This window comes from Amycolatopsis sp. WAC 04182 (assembly GCF_003947465.1).
In the GTDB taxonomy this organism is placed as follows: Bacteria; Actinomycetota; Actinomycetes; order Mycobacteriales; family Pseudonocardiaceae; genus Amycolatopsis.
This window is the reverse complement of record NZ_QHJJ01000002.1, coordinates 817,881-834,707: the sequence shown is the minus strand read 5'-3', so window position 1 is coordinate 834,707 and position 16,827 is coordinate 817,881. Positions and strand designations below refer to the sequence as shown.

General features: G+C 69.8%; 16 protein-coding genes. 11 read left to right on the top strand and 5 right to left on the bottom strand.

Annotated elements, in window-relative coordinates; genetic code table 11:
* Nucleotides 1-351 precede the first annotated feature (351 nt).
* Both DMH01_RS11110 and DMH01_RS11105 read left to right on the top strand, forming a co-directional pair.
* Nucleotides 352-1,041: a response regulator transcription factor gene (locus tag DMH01_RS11110; RefSeq protein ID WP_185927233.1), complete on the top strand. Its 690-nt coding sequence runs from the start codon at nucleotides 352-354 to the stop codon at nucleotides 1,039-1,041.
* A 4-nt stretch (nucleotides 1,042-1,045) separates the two neighbouring features.
* The gene (locus DMH01_RS11105) at nucleotides 1,046-2,446 is read left to right on the top strand and encodes a HAMP domain-containing sensor histidine kinase (RefSeq protein ID WP_125675697.1); all 1,401 of its coding nucleotides are present in this window, start codon (nucleotides 1,046-1,048) and stop codon (nucleotides 2,444-2,446) included.
* On the opposite strand, the gene DMH01_RS11100 is transcribed toward DMH01_RS11105, so the two are convergent.
* Complete coding sequence (locus DMH01_RS11100; RefSeq protein WP_125675695.1) at nucleotides 2,436-3,347, bottom strand: TAXI family TRAP transporter solute-binding subunit; 912 nt, start codon at nucleotides 3,345-3,347, stop codon at nucleotides 2,436-2,438. The genes DMH01_RS11105 and DMH01_RS11100 overlap by 11 nt on opposite strands.
* 16 nt (nucleotides 3,348-3,363) lie before the next feature.
* On the opposite strand from DMH01_RS11100, the gene miaB reads away from it, so the two are divergent.
* Nucleotides 3,364-4,878, top strand: coding sequence for a tRNA (N6-isopentenyl adenosine(37)-C2)-methylthiotransferase MiaB (miaB, locus tag DMH01_RS11095; RefSeq protein ID WP_199745434.1), 1,515 nt, complete (start codon nucleotides 3,364-3,366; stop codon nucleotides 4,876-4,878).
* Nucleotides 4,875-5,336, top strand: coding sequence for a hypothetical protein (locus DMH01_RS11090; RefSeq protein WP_125675690.1), 462 nt, complete (start codon nucleotides 4,875-4,877; stop codon nucleotides 5,334-5,336). Before miaB ends, DMH01_RS11090 begins: the two co-directional genes overlap by 4 nt.
* Here the strand turns inward: DMH01_RS11090 and DMH01_RS11085 are convergent.
* The gene (locus DMH01_RS11085; RefSeq protein ID WP_125675688.1) at nucleotides 5,333-5,791 is read right to left on the bottom strand and encodes a hypothetical protein; all 459 of its coding nucleotides are present in this window, start codon (nucleotides 5,789-5,791) and stop codon (nucleotides 5,333-5,335) included. The genes DMH01_RS11090 and DMH01_RS11085 overlap by 4 nt on opposite strands.
* A gap of 198 nt (nucleotides 5,792-5,989) precedes the next feature.
* Nucleotides 5,990-7,303 (bottom strand): DUF349 domain-containing protein, encoded by a 1,314-nt coding sequence (locus tag DMH01_RS11080; RefSeq protein WP_125675686.1) that lies wholly within the window; start codon nucleotides 7,301-7,303, stop codon nucleotides 5,990-5,992.
* A 235-nt stretch (nucleotides 7,304-7,538) separates the two neighbouring features.
* Here DMH01_RS11080 and DMH01_RS11075 point away from each other — a divergent pair, with 235 nt between their 5' ends.
* Genes DMH01_RS11075 through dapF form a run of 3 tightly spaced genes read left to right on the top strand, consistent with a single transcriptional unit; the run spans nucleotide 7,539 to nucleotide 9,962 of the window.
* The gene (locus DMH01_RS11075; protein ID WP_125675684.1) at nucleotides 7,539-8,228 is read left to right on the top strand and encodes a class III extradiol dioxygenase subunit B-like domain-containing protein; all 690 of its coding nucleotides are present in this window, start codon (nucleotides 7,539-7,541) and stop codon (nucleotides 8,226-8,228) included.
* Nucleotides 8,225-9,127: a tRNA (adenosine(37)-N6)-dimethylallyltransferase MiaA gene (miaA, locus tag DMH01_RS11070; protein WP_199745433.1), complete on the top strand. Its 903-nt coding sequence runs from the start codon at nucleotides 8,225-8,227 to the stop codon at nucleotides 9,125-9,127. The genes DMH01_RS11075 and miaA overlap by 4 nt, the downstream gene beginning before the upstream one ends.
* A 10-nt stretch (nucleotides 9,128-9,137) precedes the next feature.
* Nucleotides 9,138-9,962, top strand: a complete 825-nt coding sequence (gene dapF, locus DMH01_RS11065; RefSeq protein WP_125675682.1) for a diaminopimelate epimerase — start codon at nucleotides 9,138-9,140, stop codon at nucleotides 9,960-9,962.
* Here the strand turns inward: dapF and DMH01_RS11060 are convergent.
* Nucleotides 9,959-11,203 (bottom strand): MFS transporter, encoded by a 1,245-nt coding sequence (locus tag DMH01_RS11060; RefSeq protein ID WP_125675680.1) that lies wholly within the window; start codon nucleotides 11,201-11,203, stop codon nucleotides 9,959-9,961. The genes dapF and DMH01_RS11060 overlap by 4 nt on opposite strands.
* A 61-nt stretch (nucleotides 11,204-11,264) precedes the next feature.
* Between DMH01_RS11060 and DMH01_RS11055 the strand changes: the two genes are divergently transcribed.
* The 3 genes from DMH01_RS11055 to DMH01_RS11045 all read left to right on the top strand — a co-directional run bounded on the left by DMH01_RS11055 (nucleotide 11,265) and on the right by DMH01_RS11045 (nucleotide 14,976).
* Entirely contained in the window at nucleotides 11,265-11,762 is a 498-nt protein-coding gene (locus DMH01_RS11055) for a transcriptional regulator (RefSeq protein ID WP_007029269.1), read from the top strand.
* Between the two features lie 43 nt (nucleotides 11,763-11,805).
* The gene (hflX, locus tag DMH01_RS11050; RefSeq protein WP_125675678.1) at nucleotides 11,806-13,239 is read left to right on the top strand and encodes a GTPase HflX; all 1,434 of its coding nucleotides are present in this window, start codon (nucleotides 11,806-11,808) and stop codon (nucleotides 13,237-13,239) included.
* Between the two features lie 723 nt (nucleotides 13,240-13,962).
* Nucleotides 13,963-14,976 carry a hypothetical protein gene (locus DMH01_RS11045; protein WP_125675676.1) on the top strand — a complete coding sequence of 338 codons (1,014 nt, stop codon included), beginning with the start codon at nucleotides 13,963-13,965 and terminating at the stop codon, nucleotides 14,974-14,976.
* Nucleotides 14,977-15,059: 83 nt separating this feature from the next.
* On the opposite strand, the gene lexA is transcribed toward DMH01_RS11045, so the two are convergent.
* Nucleotides 15,060-15,776 (bottom strand): transcriptional repressor LexA, encoded by a 717-nt coding sequence (gene lexA, locus DMH01_RS11040; RefSeq protein ID WP_034311936.1) that lies wholly within the window; start codon nucleotides 15,774-15,776, stop codon nucleotides 15,060-15,062.
* A gap of 317 nt (nucleotides 15,777-16,093) precedes the next feature.
* On the opposite strand from lexA, the gene DMH01_RS43250 reads away from it, so the two are divergent.
* Complete coding sequence (locus tag DMH01_RS43250; RefSeq protein WP_233621468.1) at nucleotides 16,094-16,588, top strand: LysM peptidoglycan-binding domain-containing protein; 495 nt, start codon at nucleotides 16,094-16,096, stop codon at nucleotides 16,586-16,588.
* The last annotated feature ends 239 nt before the right edge of the window (nucleotides 16,589-16,827 follow it).

Genomic DNA, 16,827 nt, shown 5'->3' with positions numbered 1-16,827 from the left:
TTGCAGGGGACTGCGGGGTCAGGCACCACGCGATGGCGGAAACCTACTCCCGTCGGACCGCTTGTAAAGACGGCTTGACCAATACTTAGGGTTTCAAGTCCGTATCGTTCTCAAGCCACCGGACGGCCCGATCCGCCGCCGTCCGGCGCTGATCAGCCTAGACAAGGCGGGGGTGTCCCGTAACCGGGGTCACAGCAGATCTGTGACGCATCGTGACCATTACCGCGTGCAGTGGGTCCCTCACAGGGCCAACCGGCCCAGCGGTACGGGCAGCGCGAGAGGTGACTCACCCCATAGAGTCGTTCTTCAAGTCGTCGCGGTGGCGGTGACGGCGTGAAAGGGAAAACACGGGTGCGGGTACTGCTGGTGGAGGACGACGACCGGGTCGCGGGTGCCCTTACGCCCGCGCTGACCCGGCGCGGCCTGACGATCAAACGCCTCGCCTCCGGCGCCGGGGTGCTGGATCTGGTGCACGAGGTCGACGTCGTGCTGCTCGATCTCGGGCTCCCCGACATCGACGGGATAGTCCTGTGCCGCCGGATCCGCGCGGTCAGCGACGTCGCGGTGATCGTCGTTTCGGCGCGGGGCGAGGTCGACGACCGGATCCAGGGGCTCCGGTCCGGCGCCGACGACTATCTGGTCAAGCCTTACGACGTCGACGAACTGGTCGCCCGCGTCGAGGCCGTGCGCCGTCGCCGCGGGGAACGGCCCGCCGCGCCCGAACCGCCGGGCGTCATCCGCGCGGGTGATGTCTCGGTCGATATCGGGCGCCATGAGGTGCAGGTCGACGGACAGCCGGTTTCGTTGTCCCGCAAGGAGTTCCAGGTGCTCGCGCTGGTGGTCACCGCCCGCGGCGCGGTCTGCGCCCGTGATCACGTGCTGAACGAGGTCTGGGGGCATCGCGGTCCCGCGGAGAGCCGGTCGCTCGACGTCCACGTCGCCACCCTGCGGACCAAACTGGGCAGGCCCGCGCTGATCGAGACCGTCCGCGGCGTCGGGTACCGCCTCGGCGGCGCCTACGGTCCGGCCGAAGAGGGCTGAGCCGGTGCGCGTCCGCCTCCAGGCGATCGTGCTGACGCTGGTCGCGGCGCTCGTGTTCGGCCTCGGCATCCCGCTCGCGCTCAGCGTGGCGGCCAGTGTGCAGCTCGACCTCTTCCTCGACCGCCTCACCGACACCTCCCGGTTCGCGTCGCTGGCCCAGCGCCCGCTGGTGGAGAACCGGCCGGACCTGATCGAGGACGAACTCAGCCGCTACACCGAGGTCTACGGGGTGCCGGTGGCGATCGTCGACCAGGACGGCGAATCCGTCGCCAGGGGGCCGGGCGAGACGCCCGGGATCGACCTGAAGGACCCCGTCATCGCCTCCCATCTGCAGCACGCGCTGGCGGGACGGCGTTCGGAGCCCGGCCAGCTGCTGATGCCGTGGAACACCGAGCCGCTGGTGCTGGCCGAGCCGATCCTCATCGACGGCGAGGTGCGGGGCGCGGTGATCACCGTGTCCTCGACGGACAAGGCCCGCACCGAACTGCTGTGGTGGTGGCTGCTCATCGCGGCGGGCGCGGTGCTGGCGTTCGGGCTCGCGCTGCTGGTCGCGGTACCGGTGGTGCGCTGGATCCTGCGCCCGGTCCGGCGGCTCGACGACGCCACCGGCGAACTGGTCGCCTCCGTGGTCAGCGGCCGCGAGGTCAAACGGGTGGGGGAGACCGGCGGGCCGCCGGAACTGCGGCAGCTCGAACGGTCCTTCGACCGGATGGCCGCCAGCGTCGACGAGGCGTTGTCGGCGCAGCGCGCGTTCGTCGCCGACGCCTCCCACCAGCTGCGGAACCCGTTGACCGCGTTGAAGATCCGGCTCGGCAACCTCGACGGCCACGTCGACGACGACCTCGCCGCGGCCGACCTCGAAGCCGCCGTGGTCGACGCGCGACGGCTCAACCAGATCCTCGACGAACTCCTCTCGCTGGCCCGCGCCGAGGCCTCGGGCGGCGAACTCGTGCCGGTCGGCCTCGACGAGATGGTGGGCGCCCGGGTCGCCGACTGGACCGTGGTCGGCGCGGCGCGCGACATCACGCTGGTGGCGACCGGGCTGGGCGGCGGGCTGCGGGTGCTCACCCCCGCACGCGGCCTCGAAGTGGTCCTCGACGCGCTGCTGGACAACGCGCTCAAGTTCACCGAGCCGGGGACCGAGGTGCGGGTGGACGTCACCACCGCGGACGGGAAGGTCGACATCGCCGTCCGCGACCACGGGCCCGGCCTGCGCGAAGACGAGCTGGACCGCGCCGCGGACCGGTTCTGGCGCAGCACCGCGCATCAGAACGTGCCCGGATCCGGCCTCGGCCTGGCGATCGTCACCGAGATCCTGGCCCGCTCGGACGGTTCGCTGCGGCTCGGTTCACCCGAAGGCGGCGGCCTCGAAGTGACCGTGACCCTGCCGGTCGTCAGTCCTTGAGCGACCGGAAGTAGCGCAGCGCGCCGGGATGCAGCGGCAGGGGAGAGGTCTCGATGGCGGGATGGATGTCGATCGACAACGCCGCGCCCGCCGCCTTGACCAGCTGGTCCCGCGCGTCGAACAGCCCGCGAACGAGCGCCTCGGCGACGTCGTCGCGCATCGACGTGGGCACCACCAGGAAGTTCGGCAGCACGAGCGTGGTCACCGGTGACGGCAGGTTGTAGGCCGTCACCGGGATGGTCGCCGTCCGGTACACCGGGCTGGTGGCCCGCAGGGCGTCCGCGAGATCGGTGATGTCGAGCAGCCGCAGGCCGACCGTGTGCACCTTCTCGGTGATCGACGGCGTCGGGAGACCACCCGACCAGATGACCGCGTCGATCTGCCGGTTCTCCAGCGCGGGCAGGGCCTCGGGGAGGCCGAGATTGCGCCGGTCGATCGCGCCGGTCAGCCCCGCCGCCTTCAGCAGCTGCTTCGACAGGAACTCGACACCCGAATCCGGCGAACCGATCGCGACCTTGTGCCCGCGCAACTGCGCGAACGACTTGATCGCCGAGTCGGCGCGGACGATGACGTGCAGGTAGTCGTCGTGCACGCGGGCCAGCGCGGCCAGCCCGGCGGTGTCGTCGGCGGCCACGTCGGCGGCCACGAACGCGACGTCGGCCTTCCCCGCGCGCACCCGGCCGATGTTGTCCGGCGAACCCTGGGTCTCCTGGATCACGGGCCGCGTGGTGTCCAGTTGCGCGGCCCACGCGTCGGCCAGCGCCTCGGCCAGTTTGTCGTAGACGCCGCCGTTGAGCCCCGCCGCGATCCGCACCTTCGTCCCGGACAGATCGGGCCCGCACCCGGCGACCAGGGCACAGACCACGGCGATCACCACCGTCAGCACCCCTGGTCTCCTCATGAGGGTCGATCGTGCCATGGAACCCCGCCCGCGTACCCTCGAAGGCGAGATGAGCGCGCGCACTTACCAGATCCGCACCTTCGGCTGCCAGATGAACGTGCATGACTCCGAACGTCTTGCCGGGCAGCTCGAGGACGCCGGCTACGTTCCGGGTGACGGCGAGGCCACACCCGACCTGATCGTGTTCAACACCTGCGCGGTGCGGGAGAACGCGGACAACAAGCTGTACGGCACCCTCGGCCATCTGCGGCCGCAGAAGACGGCGAAGCCGGACATGCAGATCGCCGTCGGCGGCTGCCTCGCCCAGAAGGACCGCGGCGAGATCGTCAAGCGCGCGCCCTGGGTCGACGTCGTCTTCGGCACGCACAACATCGGTTCGCTGCCGACGCTGCTGGAGCGCGCGCGGCACAACGCCGAGGCCGAGGTCGAGATCCTCGAATCGCTCGAGACCTTCCCTTCGACGCTCCCGGCGAAGCGCGATTCGGCGTACGCGGGCTGGGTGTCGATTTCGGTCGGCTGCAACAACACCTGCACCTTCTGCATCGTCCCGGCGCTGCGCGGCAAGGAACGCGACCGCCGCCCCGGCGAGATCCTCGCCGAGGTCGAGGCGCTCGTCGCCGAAGGCGTGCTGGAAGTGACCCTGCTGGGCCAGAACGTGAACTCCTACGGCGTCGAGTTCGGCGACCGGCTCGCCTTCGGGAAGCTGCTGCGCGCCTGCGGTTCGGTGGACGGGCTCGAGCGCGTCCGGTTCACCTCGCCGCATCCGGCGGCGTTCACCGAGGACGTCATCGACGCGATGGCCGAGACGCCGAACGTGTGCCACCAGCTCCACATGCCGCTGCAGTCCGGCTCGGACAAGGTGCTGCGCGAGATGAAGCGGTCCTACCGTTCCGCGCGCTACCTCAAGATCCTCGATCGCGTGCGCGAATCGATGCCCGACGCCGCGATCACCACCGACATCATCGTCGGCTTCCCCGGCGAGACCGAGGAAGACTTCCAGGCGACGCTCGACGTCGTCGCGCAGGCGCGGTTCTCCAGCGCGTTCACCTTCCAGTACTCGATCCGGCCGGGCACGCCCGCCGCCGAGATGGACGGGCAGCTGCCGAAGGAGGTCGTGCAGGAGCGCTACGAACGGCTCGTGAAGCTGCAGAACGACATCTCCTGGGAAGAGAACAAGAAGATCGTCGGGCGGCGGGTCGAGCTGCTGGTGGCCTCCGGCGAAGGCCGCAAGGACACCGAGACGCAGCGCATGAGCGGCCGCGCGCGGGACGGCAGGCTCGTCCACTTCACGCCGACGGGACCGCTCGTGGAGCGCTCGGTGCGGCCCGGTGACGTCGTCGAGACCGTGGTGACCTACGGCGCTCCGCACCATCTCGTCGCCGACGGCGACCTGCTGTCGCACCGCCGCACCAAGGCGGGCGACAACTCCGAGGCCGGGCTCCGGCCGAAGACCAACGGCGTGACGCTGGGCCTGCCGGGCTTCGGTGCCCCGGCCGTCACGCCGGAACCGGTGAGCGGGTGTGCACTGTGACCGAACCGAAGATCGACGAGCTCGCCGCCGAGATCGACGAAGTCGGCGAACGCGCGGCCAAGACGATCGAACTGGGCAGGCGCGGGTTCTCCATCGCGGTGCTGGTGTTCGTGCTGCTGGTCGCGCAGCTGCTGCCCTGGGTCGGCGAGTACGCCGGCTGGGAGGTGCTGCTCGGCAAGGGCGGCGGGATCCCGCAGCTGTTCGCCGCCACCTCCACCGGGGTCGGGGTGTTCGTCTCCGCCGTCACGCTGGTGACCCGGCGCTGGTGGCTGGCCTGGGTCTGCGCCGCGGGCGGCTGGTTCGCCTCCGTCGACGGCATGCTCGCGATCTGGTCCCAGCAGTCCTCGAACGCGACCGGCGCGGCCGGTGGCGGTCCGGGCTTCGGGCTGATCGTCGCCTGGATCGCCACCGTCGCGCTGGCCGTCTACTGGATGCGTGCCGCCTTCTCCCGCAGCTAGCCGACCCGCAAGGTGAGGTTGCTGGACGTGTACGCGCTCGCGTAAAGCGTCGTTTCCGGGTGGTAGGCCCGCAGCGTGATCACCGCGCTGAAGGAGAAACTCAGCTTCAAGGAGAACGTCGAGTTGGGCCGGCAGGTCGTGTCGGCGATGTTCACCCAGACACTCCCTTGAAGCTGCTGCACGATGATCGCTTCGAGGCTGTCCGTGCCGTCGGACCGGGCGCCTTCCTCAGCCTTCAGCGTCCCTTTGAGGGTGACCTTTTCGTTGACCTTGGCCTGTTTCTTGCTGAGCGAGGCGTCGAGCTTGACCTTCTTCTTGCCGGCTTCGGAGGAGGCGGGGAGCGGTGCCGGGGAACCGGTCGCCGCCGCGGCCGGGGCGAGCCCGGCCACCAGAGCACAACTGATCGCCAGGGCGGCGAACGCCCGGCGTACTGGGGGAATCAGTGTCTGGTTCATGATCGAAGTCGACCACGGTTGGGCGCGGAGAGCGCCCGAATACGCGCGAACGAGCGATCTGTCCCTCCACAGTGGAGTGAAGCGCGTGAAGGCCCCCTTCCTCCATCCATGCCCCCACCGCCGCCCTCAACGGACGCGCCGGCGCGCGCATGCCTGATTCCATCAGCCGAGGGAAGGGGGCCTTCACGCGCATTGAGCCTACCGGTCCGCGATGGCCGCTTCCGCCGCCTCGAGCCACTCACGCCACTGAGCGGCCTGCTCGTCCGCCTTCTTCGCGCGCCGCTCGTCGCCCGCCGCACGGGCCTTCGCCGCCTGCGACTCGAACTGCTCGACCCGCTCGCGGAACTGCGCCGCCCTGGCCTGCGCCTCCGGGTCGGTCCGGCGCCACTTGCTGTCCTCGGCCGCCTTGATCGCGTCCTGCACGGCCTTCAGCCGCCCGTCCAGCTCGCGGATGCGCTCGCGCGGGACCTTGCCGATCTCGTCCCACTGGTCCTGGATGCGCCGCATGTGCTGCTTCGCCGCCTCGAGGTTCGCGGCGGGGTCGATCTTCTCGGCCTCGACGAGCAGCTCTTCCTTCTGCTGCGCGTTGGTCGCGAACTCCGCGTCCCGCTCGGAGAACACCGCGGACCGCCGGGCGAAGAACTTGTCCTGCGCGGCGCGGAACCGCTGCCAGAGCGCCTCGTCGCTGTCCTTGGGGGCGCGGCCGGCGGCCTTCCACTCGGTCATCAGGTCCTTGTAGCGACCCGCCGTCTCGCCCCAGTCCTCGGACTCCGAGAGCGCCTCGGCCTCGGCGATCAGCTCTTCCTTGCGGTGCTTGGCGCCCGCGCGCTGCTTGTCGAGCTCGGCGAAATGCGAGCCGCGGCGCCGGTTGAACGCCTCGCGGGCCTTGGAGAACCGCTTCCACAGCTCGTCGTCGGTCTTGCGGTCGACACCCTTGACGGTCTTCCACTCGTCCAGGATGGCGCGCAGCCGGTCGCCGGCGGCCTTCCACTGGGTCGACTCGGCGGCGAGTTTCTCGGCCTCGTCGGCGAGGGCCTGCTTGCGGACGACGGCGGCCGCGCGGGCTTCCTCACGTTCCTGCTTGGCCGAGGCCAGCGCCTTCTCGGCGTGGGAGATGACCTGTTCGATGCGGCCGCTCAGCGCGGCGATGTCGCCGACGACGGCGGCTTCGGCGAGGCCGTCACGCAGCTGCGTGGCCGTCGCCAGCGCGTGCTTCGGATCGCCCGCGCCGGACTCCAGGCGGGTTTCCAGCAGCTCGACCTCGGTGCGCAGGTCGTCGAAGCGGCGCGCGTAGTGGAGCAGACCCTCGTCCGGGCTCCCGGCCTGCCAGACACCGACCGCGCGCTCGCCGTCGGGTGTGGTGACGTAGACCGTTCCTTCGTCGTCGACCCTGCCCCAAGCGGACGGGCTGGGCTCGGCGGGCGGCACGGGGGGTGCGGGGTGCCCGCCACCGAGCGCGTGCGGTACCGGGTGCGGTGCCGGGGTACCGGTGGACGTGTTCTCCTGGGCCATCGCAGGCTCCTTATCGCCTGTACGCCCGCTGGCGCGGGCGCCCCGCCTAGCGGCGGGGCCGGGTAATGCGTTGCCGTCTTGCTTCGGGGGCATCAACCCCTTGCGGCATTCAAGCAGCTCAGCGTCCACCGTGGAACCGGATGAACCACCAGAGGGCAGTGATCCTACTTCCGGAGGACCCTCGGTGTCGGTCGGTTGCGGGTCCCCGTGGGCGGGGAAGGTAACGTCGGCGGCCGTGATCCGCCGTGTCGCCGTGCTCCCGCAACCCCCGCTGCTCATCCCCGAACTCGCCGCCGGAGCGGCGGACGAGTGCGCCGAGCTGCGCGAAGCCTGCCTCACCGCCGCGAGGCGCTTGACCAGCGTTTCGCCGGAGTGGGTCGTCGTCGGCGCGGCCGTGGGGGCGCCCGAGGTGCCGGAACACGCGAGCGGCTCCTTCCGTGGATTCGGCGTCGACCTCGGAGTCTCACTCAGCCGGGTGACAGCGCCCGAAACGGAGCTGCCGTTGCCCGCGCTCGTGGCCGGCTGGCTGCGTGAACAAGGCGGCGCGTCGTCCGTCCGAGTCCACCTCGTCGACCCCGCCACCCCCTCCGACCAGTGCGAACAGTTCGCCCGCGCGCTGGGAGAACCCGCCGCGATACTCGTCCTCGGCGACGGTTCGAGCCGGCACGGCCCGCGTTCCCCCGGCGGCGAGGACGAGCGCGCGGGGGATTTCGACGCCGGGATCCGCGACGCGCTGGCCAAGGCCGACACGAGCGCGCTGGCCGCGGTCGATCCGGCCCTGGCCGCCGAACTCGGGGCGGGCGGCCGCGCGCCCTGGCAGGTCCTCGCCGGACTGGCGGCGGACGGCGACTGGACCGCCGAGGTCCTCTACTCCGCCGCGCCGTTCGGCGTCGGCTACCACGTCGCGGTCTGGGAGCACGCGTGATCCGGCCGGTCGCGGTCGTCGGGCCCACGGCGACCGGGAAGACCGCCCTGGCGGTCGAGCTGGCCCTCACCCTCGGGGGTGAGGTGGTCAACGCGGACGCGTTGCAGCTGTATCGCGGGATGGACATCGGGACGGCCAAGGCGACCCTCGAAGAACGGCGAGGCGTGCCGCATCACCTGCTGGACGTCCTCGACGTCACCGAGACGGCGTCCGTCGCCGCGTACCAGCGCGACGCACGTCAGCGCGTCGAAGAACTCCTCGCCGCCGGCCGCGTGCCGATCCTCACCGGCGGATCGGGTCTCTACGTCCAAGCCGTGCTCGACGACCTCAAGTTCCCGGGCACCGATCCGGACGTGCGCGCCCGCCTGACCGCCGAAGCCGACGAGATCGGTGTCGCCGCGATGCACGCCCGGCTCACCGAACTCGATCCCGTGGCCGCCACGGTCATCCTGCCGACCAACAGCCGCCGGATCGTGCGCGCGCTGGAGGTCATCGAGATCACCGGCGAACCGTTCTCGGCGAACCTGCCGCAACCGGGACCCGCGCGCTACGACACGGTGTTGATCGGCATCGACCGCGAACCGGCCGAACTCGACGCCCGCGTCGACCGCCGCGTGGAGCTCATGTTCGAAGCGGGACTCGTCGACGAGGTCCGGACGTTGCTGGGTCAAGGACTCCGCGACGGGCTCACCGCATCGAGGGCGCTGGGCTACCAGCAGGTGATCGCCGCGCTCGACGGCGACGGCGACTTCCAAGCCGCGTCCGAGGCCACCGCGCAAGCCACCCGCAGGTTCGTGCGAAGGCAACGTTCCTGGTTCCGGCGGGACAAACGCATCCAGTGGTTCGACGGCGGTTCGGAGCGGCTGGCCGAGCGCGTCCTCGAAGTGACGGCCCAGTAATCTTGCGGCCATGGGCGGCATCGAATTCCTTAAGGGACACGGCACACAGAACGATTTCGTGCTGCTTCCCGACCCCGACGGCCGCCTCGAGCTGACCGAAGCGCGCGTGGCGGCGCTGTGCGACCGCCAGCGTGGTCTCGGCGCCGACGGTGTGCTCCGGATCGTGCGCTCGGCCGCATTGGGTGTCGAGTCCGGCGGCGAATGGTTCATGGACTACCGCAACGCCGACGGGTCCATCGCGGAGATGTGCGGCAACGGCGTCCGCGTCTTCGTCCGCCACCTGGTCGATTCCGGACTCGTGACCGAGCGCGACTTCGTCATCGGCACCCGCGCCGGGGACCGGCCGGTCCAGATGCACGCGGACGGATCGGTGACCGTGCAGATGGGGCCGGCGACGATCACCGGTACTTCGGTCACCGTGGTCGCGGGGCAGCCGTTCTCCGGGGTCGCGGTGAACGTCGGCAACCCGCACCTGGTGTCGGTCGTCGAGGACGACGTCGACGTGCTCGACCTGCGCGACCAGCCCGACTTCGACTCCGACGTGTTCCCGGAGGGCGTGAACCTCGAGTTCATCAACCTGCTGGGCGACAACGCGCTGAAGATGCGCGTCCACGAACGCGGCGTCGGCGAGACGCGATCCTGCGGCACCGGCACGGTCGCCGCGGTCGCCGCCGCGCTGCACCTCGCCGGAACCGACACCGGTGAGGCGACCGTCGACATCCCCGGCGGTCGTGTGGTGGTCGAGGTACGCCGCGGTGGGTCCACCCTGACCGGACCGGCGGAGATCGTCGCGCGCGGCGAACTCGACGAAACCTGGTGGGCGGGGCTCGTCTAGCCCACCGGGAGCGGTTCGCGCGGCAGATCACGAAGCTTCCGGATCGGCGAGAAGACCACCCACAACACCGCGGCCGCCTCGCCGACCGCGGCGAACCACAGCGTTCCCCGGATCCCGATCGCCTCACCCAGCACACCGCCGACCAGCCCGCCCAGCGGCAGCATGCCCCACACCACGAAGCGCACGCTGGCGTTCATGCGGCCGAGCAGCCGGTCCGGGCAGACGGCCTGCCGGTAGGACACCTGCGCGACGTTGTAGACGATGATCCCGAACCCCGCGATCGCCAGCGCCGCGGGGAACAGCACGATCCGCCAGCCCGGCGCGGCGAGCGGGAGCAGCAACTGGAACGGCCAGGTCAGCAGGGGGACGAACCAGATCGAGCGGGCCTGCCCGATCCGCCGGGTGATGCGCCCGGCCAGGATCGCCCCGATGATCCCGCCAACGCCACCGGTCGCCAGTACGACGCCGACGATCGCCGGTGACAGGCCGAGTTCCCGGTTCAGGAACAGGATCTGCACTGTGGTGAAGGCGCCGTTGGCCAGGTTGGCCGTCGCGGTGCAGGCGACGATCGAGCGCAGGGCCGCGTCGGTGAACACGAACCGCAGTCCTTCGACGATCTGGGGGAGCAGCTTCGCGTCGGCCTGCCGCTCGGGAACCTCTTCGACGGTGCGGATCCGCAGCAGGCACAGCGCGGAGGTCAGGAAGCCCACCCCGGTCATCAGCACGGCGTTGGCCGCGCCCGCCAGCTGCACGAGCCCGCCGCCGATACCCGGTCCGGTCAGGAACGCGACCGACTGGCTGGCCTGCAGTTTCGCGTTGCCTTCGAGCAGATGCTCCCGGCCGACCAGCGACGGCAGATACGACTGGTAGGCGACGTCGAAGAACACCGTCGCGACGCCGACGAGCGTGGCGACCACGATCAGCTGCGTCAGCGACAGCACGCCTGTCCACCAGGCGAGCGGAATGGTGAGCAGCAGCGCGGCGCGGACGAAGTCGGCCCGCAGCATCAGCGCCCGCCGCCGCATGCGGTCCACCCACACCCCGGCCGGCAGCCCGATGATCAGGAACGCGATGGTCTCGGCCGCGGTCAGCAGTCCCATCTGGAACGGCGTCGCGGCCAGCACGGTGGCCGCGAGCAGGGGAATCACCGTGTGGCCGGCGAAAGCGCCCAGCTGGCTGGCCGTGTCACCGGCCCAGAGCCGCCGGAAGTCGGCGTGGAAGAAGAGGGAGTCTCTGCGCACGACGCCACCTTGGCGTGAGTGATTGGAAACTGTCAATCACTTTCGGCTCTAGGCTGTCCCCGTGCCCACTCCACGACGTGCCGCCACCGAGGCCGAGATCGCCGCCATGGCCTCCGGAATAAGGCTGCGCATCATCCGGTTGACGTACTCGGAGGCGCTGACCAACAAGGAACTCGCCGAACGGCTCGATCGCGACCCCGCGACGACGCTGCACCACGTGCGCAAGCTCGTCGACACCGGCTTCCTCGAAGCGCTCCCGCCGAGACGCGGCACGCGCGGCGCGAAAGAAATTCCGTATCGCTCGACCGGGTTGTCCTGGCATCTTGATTCCCACGACAGGGGGATCGATCAGGCGATCTTCGAGGCCTACCTGGCCGAGATCGCCGACGTGGGATTCGACGAGGTGCAGCAGACGCGCATGGTCGTCCAGGTACCGGACGAGCAGATCGCCGAGTTCGAAACAAGGCTGATGGAGCTCGTCGACGACTTCATCTCGCGGCCGGTCGACCCGGACGCGAAACGCACGGCCATCTACCTGTCGAAGTATCCCAGCAGGTAATGAATTCGGTCCCGCCGCCGAAACGTGGGACCATGGAGGCACGATGACGGAACTGACACACAACGATCTGAACGACGACATGGACCCATCGACCGGCGAACTGGAGCTCGAGGACCGCGCCTCGCTCCGCCGGGTAGCGGGCCTGTCCACCGAACTCGCGGATGTCACCGAGGTCGAATACCGGCAGTTGCGCCTGGAGCGCGTCGTTCTGGTCGGTGTGTGGACCGAGGGCAGCGCCCTCCAGTCCGAGGCCTCGCTCGCCGAACTCGCCCGGCTCGCCGAAACGGCGGGCTCCGAGGTGCTGGAAGGCCTGGTGCAGCGGCGGATCCGCCCGGATCCCGCCACCTACATCGGCTCGGGCAAGGTCAAGGAACTGCGCGAGATCGTGGCGGCCACCGGTGCCGACACGGTGATCTGCGACGGTGAGCTCTCACCCGGCCAGCTGCGCCAGCTGGAGGAGAAGGTCAAGGTGAAGGTCATCGACCGCACCGCCCTGATCCTCGACATCTTCGCGCAGCACGCCCGCTCCAAGGAGGGCAAGGCGCAGGTCGAGCTGGCCCAGCTGCAGTACCTGATCCCGCGGCTTCGCGGGTGGGGTGCGGCGCTGTCCCGGCAGGCCGGTGGCCGGGCGGGCGGCGCCAACGGTGGCGTGGGTCTGCGTGGTCCCGGTGAGACGAAGCTCGAAACCGACCGGCGGCGGATCAGCAAACGCGTGTCGAAGCTGCGCCGCGAGATCGCCGCGATGGACACCATCCGCGAGACCAAACGCGGTCGGCGGGTGGCCAACGAGGTGCCGAGCGTCGCGATCGTCGGCTACACCAACGCCGGCAAGTCGAGCCTGCTCAACGCGCTGACCGGCGCCGGGGTGCTGGTCGAGGACGCGCTGTTCGCCACGCTGGATCCGACGACCCGGCGGGCGCAGACCTCCGACGGCCGCACCTACACGCTGACCGACACCGTCGGTTTCGTCCGGCACCTGCCGCACCAGCTGGTGGACGCGTTCCGCTCGACGCTGGAGGAGGCGGCCAGTGCCGACCTGCTGGTCCACGTCGTCGACGGTGCCGACCCGACGCCGGAAGAGCAGGTCAACGCGGTACGCGAAGTGCTCGCCGAGATCACGAAGCGCCGTTCCGAGCCGCTCCCGCCGGAGCTGCTGGTGATCAACAAGGCCGACGCCGCCGACGAGGTGTCGCTGGCCCGGTTGCGGCACCAGCTGGCCGGTTCGGTGCAGGTGTCGGCGCGGACCGGCACCGGGATCACGGAGCTGGCCGAGGTGATCGCGGAGCGGCTGCCGAGGCCCGAAATCGTGGTCGAGGTGCTGATCCCGTATTCGCGGGGCGAGCTCGTCTCCCGTGCCCACGCCGACGGCGAGGTGCTGGAGGAAGAGCACGTCGAGACCGGAACGCGCCTGGTCGTCCGCGGCAGGCCCGAACTGGCCGCGGCGCTGAGCGACTTCCAGACGAACTCGGCTCTGTAAGCAAGTACGTGAAGTAGGTGTTCGGGCTCGTGAGTGGTGAGGACGGTTAGGGCCAACGGTGTCTTAGGTACCTACTGAATGTGGCGGCCAGGTGGTCGCCACCTCAGCCGCAGCAACACCACCAGGCCCAGCAGTCACAGCGGTCGCGCGTGAAGGACCCCTTCCCTCGGCTCAGCCGAGGAAACTCGACCTTCACACCTTCCCCAGTACATGAAGGCCCCCTTCCTTGCGCCTGACGCAAGGAAGGGGGCCTTCATGTACTGCAGGGGCGAGCTAGCGCGGCGGTGAGGCCTGGGTCGGGGTGGTCGTGAGTGGCGTTTCGGGTTAGAACCGTCCTCACCACTCACGAGTCGTGGTCGGTGGTGGTGTGAAGGCTCCCTTCGCTGCGTCTGATGCGGTGAAGGGAGCCTTCGCCCCGGCCACTCACCGGCGCTGGCCACCTCGCCGCCGGTGCCCGTGGCGCGAAAGCCACTTTCGCGACGCCTGATGTCCCGAAAGTGGCTTTCGCGACACCCTCGACGGACGACGGAAGCCCACGAAGGGCCCCTACGCCACGTTTGCCCTACCCCTCTAAAGAACCGTCCTCACCACTCACGAGACGTTGGTGGCTGAAAGTGGCCTTCGCGACATTCCGCCTCATCTCGGCATCCGCACCGAACTGCGCGCCGCCCCGGACGTCTCCGTAGTGTGGGGCTTCAGGGGTTCCACGGTACGGAGGTGGATGTGCGGGGGATTGTCGCGACCGCGGTCGTGCTGGCGGCGTTCATCGGCGGGACGGCTCCCGCCCTGGCGCAGGAGGTCCCGGCGCCGCAGCCGGTGTGCAAGAACAGCGACTCCCGGCTCAGCGAACTCTCCGGCCTGGTCTCCGACGGCGAGCACCTGTACGCCCTCAACGACGGCGGAACCAAGACGCAGGTCTTCGTCCTCGGCCGCGACTGCAAGGTCCAGAAGGTCATCTCGGCCGCGACGGACCCGTACGACCCCGAGGATCTCGCCCGCACCGCCGACGGCACCTTCTGGCTTTCCGACACCGGCGACAACCGCAAACGGCGGGACACCGTCGCGCTGATCTCGCTGACCCCCCAGGGCAAGGCCACGCTCCACCGGCTCACCTATCCCGACGGGCAGCACGACGTCGAAGCGCTGATCATGGATCGCTCGGGCACGCCGTACCTGATCACCAAGGACGTCTTCGGCGACGCGAAGGTGTACCGGCCGACAGGGCCGCTCGCCAGCCCCGGCCCGACTCCGCTAGAGAGCGTCGGGTCGCTGCAGATCAAGGAGACTTCGACGCCGGGCGGACCGGTCGGGTCGATCGGCTCGATGACGGTGACCGGCGCGGCCTCGATGGCCGACGGCTCGGTGGTCGCGTTGCGCACCTACACGGATGCCTACCTCTACGCCGTCACCGACGGAGACCTGAAGAGCGCTCTGCAACGCGAACCTGTGCGTGTGCCCCTGCCGAACGAGAAGCAGGGCGAGGCGATCGCCTTCGACCCGGACGGGACGCTGCTGTCCGGCGGGGAGGGCGTCGGTGAGCAGATCCGTGCGGTGAAGGGCGCGGCCGCACTCGCCGTGGACGCGGCGAAGTCCGAGGGCAGCACGTCGGGCGGGACCTCCGCGGCCGGTGGCTCTGGCCAGGGGTCCGACTTCCCTTACGTGCAGGTCGGGATCGCCGCGGTCGTCGTGATCGGCGGCCTTCTCCTGGTCGGCAGGCTGCGCAAGCGGCGAGCCTGACCGGGAAGCGAAGGGTCTGCCGAAGCTTGCCGAGTCTGACCCGGGTCGGGTGACCCGGGATCCCGGCGTGCTCCGGCTCCGGACTACAGCCTGCGAAGAACGGCGACGACCTTGCCGAGGATCGTGGCGTCGTCACCCGGGATGGGCTCGTACGCCTCGTTGTGCGGCATCAGCCAGATGTGGCCGTCCTTGCGCTTGAACGTCTTGACCGTCGCCTCGCCGTCGATCATCGCCGCCACGATCTCGCCCGGATCGGCCGTGGGCTGCTGGCGCACGACGACCCAGTCGCCATCGGTGATGGCGGCGTCGACCATCGAGTCACCGGTGACGCTGAGCAGGAAGAGCTCACCCTCGCCGACGATCTCCCTCGGCAGCGGGAAGACGTCTTCGATCGCCTGCTCCGCCAGGACCGGCCCACCGGCGGCGATCCGGCCGACGAGCGGCACGTACGCGGCCTTCGCGGCCGACTGGGGCTGCTCGACGTCGATGCCCATCGGGTTGTCGTCCGTCGTGGCGAGCACCCCCACCGCACGCGGGCGGTTCGGGTCGCGTCGCAGATAACCCTTGCGCTGCAGGGCCTGCAACTGGTGCGACACCGACGAAGTGGAGGTCAGCCCGACCGCCTCGCCGATCTCACGCACACTCGGCGGGTAGCCGAACCGGCTCACCCACAGTTTGATCACGTCGAGCACCTGCTGCTGTCGCACGGTCAGGGTCTCGTCCACCTCGTAGACCTCGGGCAAGGCGCGCACCTTGCCCGAGCGCCTAGGCGCGTTCCCCGCCTTGCTCTCCTTAGCCACCGTATCGCTCCTTCATCTCTGCGTCGCCTCCCAGTACGTCCGGTCGCCCGGACCGACTTCGCGTGTCTTCGCCGGTGGCGGACGATCTTCCCGCCCACGGCACCGGCGGCGTCCGCACAGCAGACGCCCTGGTCAACGACGTTAGCCCGCCGGGACGACGATTTCAAACATCTGTTCGATGGACACGCCGTGTCGCTCGATTTTTGTCGGTGGGAGGTGGTACACATTCGCACGGGCGTTCGATAGAACGCCTGTTCGATCTTGATCGCCGGGTCCCGGCCCGGCGCGAGCGCAGCAGGAGTTGCGAGGAGGTTCCGATGTCGATTCTGGCCGATCGAGGACTGGTGCGGCCCAGTTCCCCCAGGTCCGTTCCGGCAGGGGTGACCCGGCCCGTGCGGGTGGTGCGGGGCGGGCGTGCCGAGCCCTTGCGCCCGCCGACCAGGGCGCGGGTCGTGGCGGGCCGCCGCCCCGGTGTCGCCACCGGCTCCCCGGCGTGCCCGGCGCCGCGGCGGCTCCCGCTCAGGTGGCCGTCGCTCGTCGGGATGGCCTTGCTCGTCGCCGGGGTCATCACCGGATTGGGTCTGTTCTTGGCCGGTGTTCCCGGCGCCGCGGTGCCCGAACGGACCACGACGGTGTCCGTTTCCGCGGGGGAGACTCTGTCCGATCTCGCGGCGCGTTTCGCGCCAGGAAGTGACACTGGCGCGGTCGTCGCCAAGATCAAGGAGCTCAACTCCCTGGAAGACGCCGTTCTCGTCCCCGGATTGCCGCTCACGGTGCCGGTCGCGACCGAGGTCGCGGAAGGCGGGAGGTGATCCTGATGTCGTTCTCACCCCTCGTGGGTGAGCTCCTCATTCGTGTCTGACCGGCCCGGTCGTTGAGCTTGCGTGTGTCCCACCTGCGTTCTAGTCTCCACCGCTATATGTAGTAGTTACATGGCTGTAGTTGGTCCATAGCTTGGGGTAGACTCGGTACCAGTTGTCCACAGCTGGCCGGTGTTCACCCACCGGATGTCCACAGATCGATCCACATGTCGATCTTTTCGTCGTTGCGT

Coding starts and splice junctions, on each gene's coding strand:
- DMH01_RS11100 (WP_125675695.1), bottom strand. CDS start 3,347: ATGAGGAGACCAGGGGTGCTGACGGTGGTGATCGCCGTGGTCTGTGCC.
- miaB (WP_199745434.1), top strand. CDS start 3,364: ATGGAACCCCGCCCGCGTACCCTCGAAGGCGAGATGAGCGCGCGCACT.
- DMH01_RS11085 (WP_125675688.1), bottom strand. CDS start 5,791: ATGAACCAGACACTGATTCCCCCAGTACGCCGGGCGTTCGCCGCCCTG.
- DMH01_RS11080 (WP_125675686.1), bottom strand. CDS start 7,303: ATGGCCCAGGAGAACACGTCCACCGGTACCCCGGCACCGCACCCGGTA.
- dapF (WP_125675682.1), top strand. CDS start 9,138: ATGGGCGGCATCGAATTCCTTAAGGGACACGGCACACAGAACGATTTC.
- hflX (WP_125675678.1), top strand. CDS start 11,806: ATGACGGAACTGACACACAACGATCTGAACGACGACATGGACCCATCG.
- DMH01_RS43250 (WP_233621468.1), top strand. CDS start 16,094: ATGTCGATTCTGGCCGATCGAGGACTGGTGCGGCCCAGTTCCCCCAGG.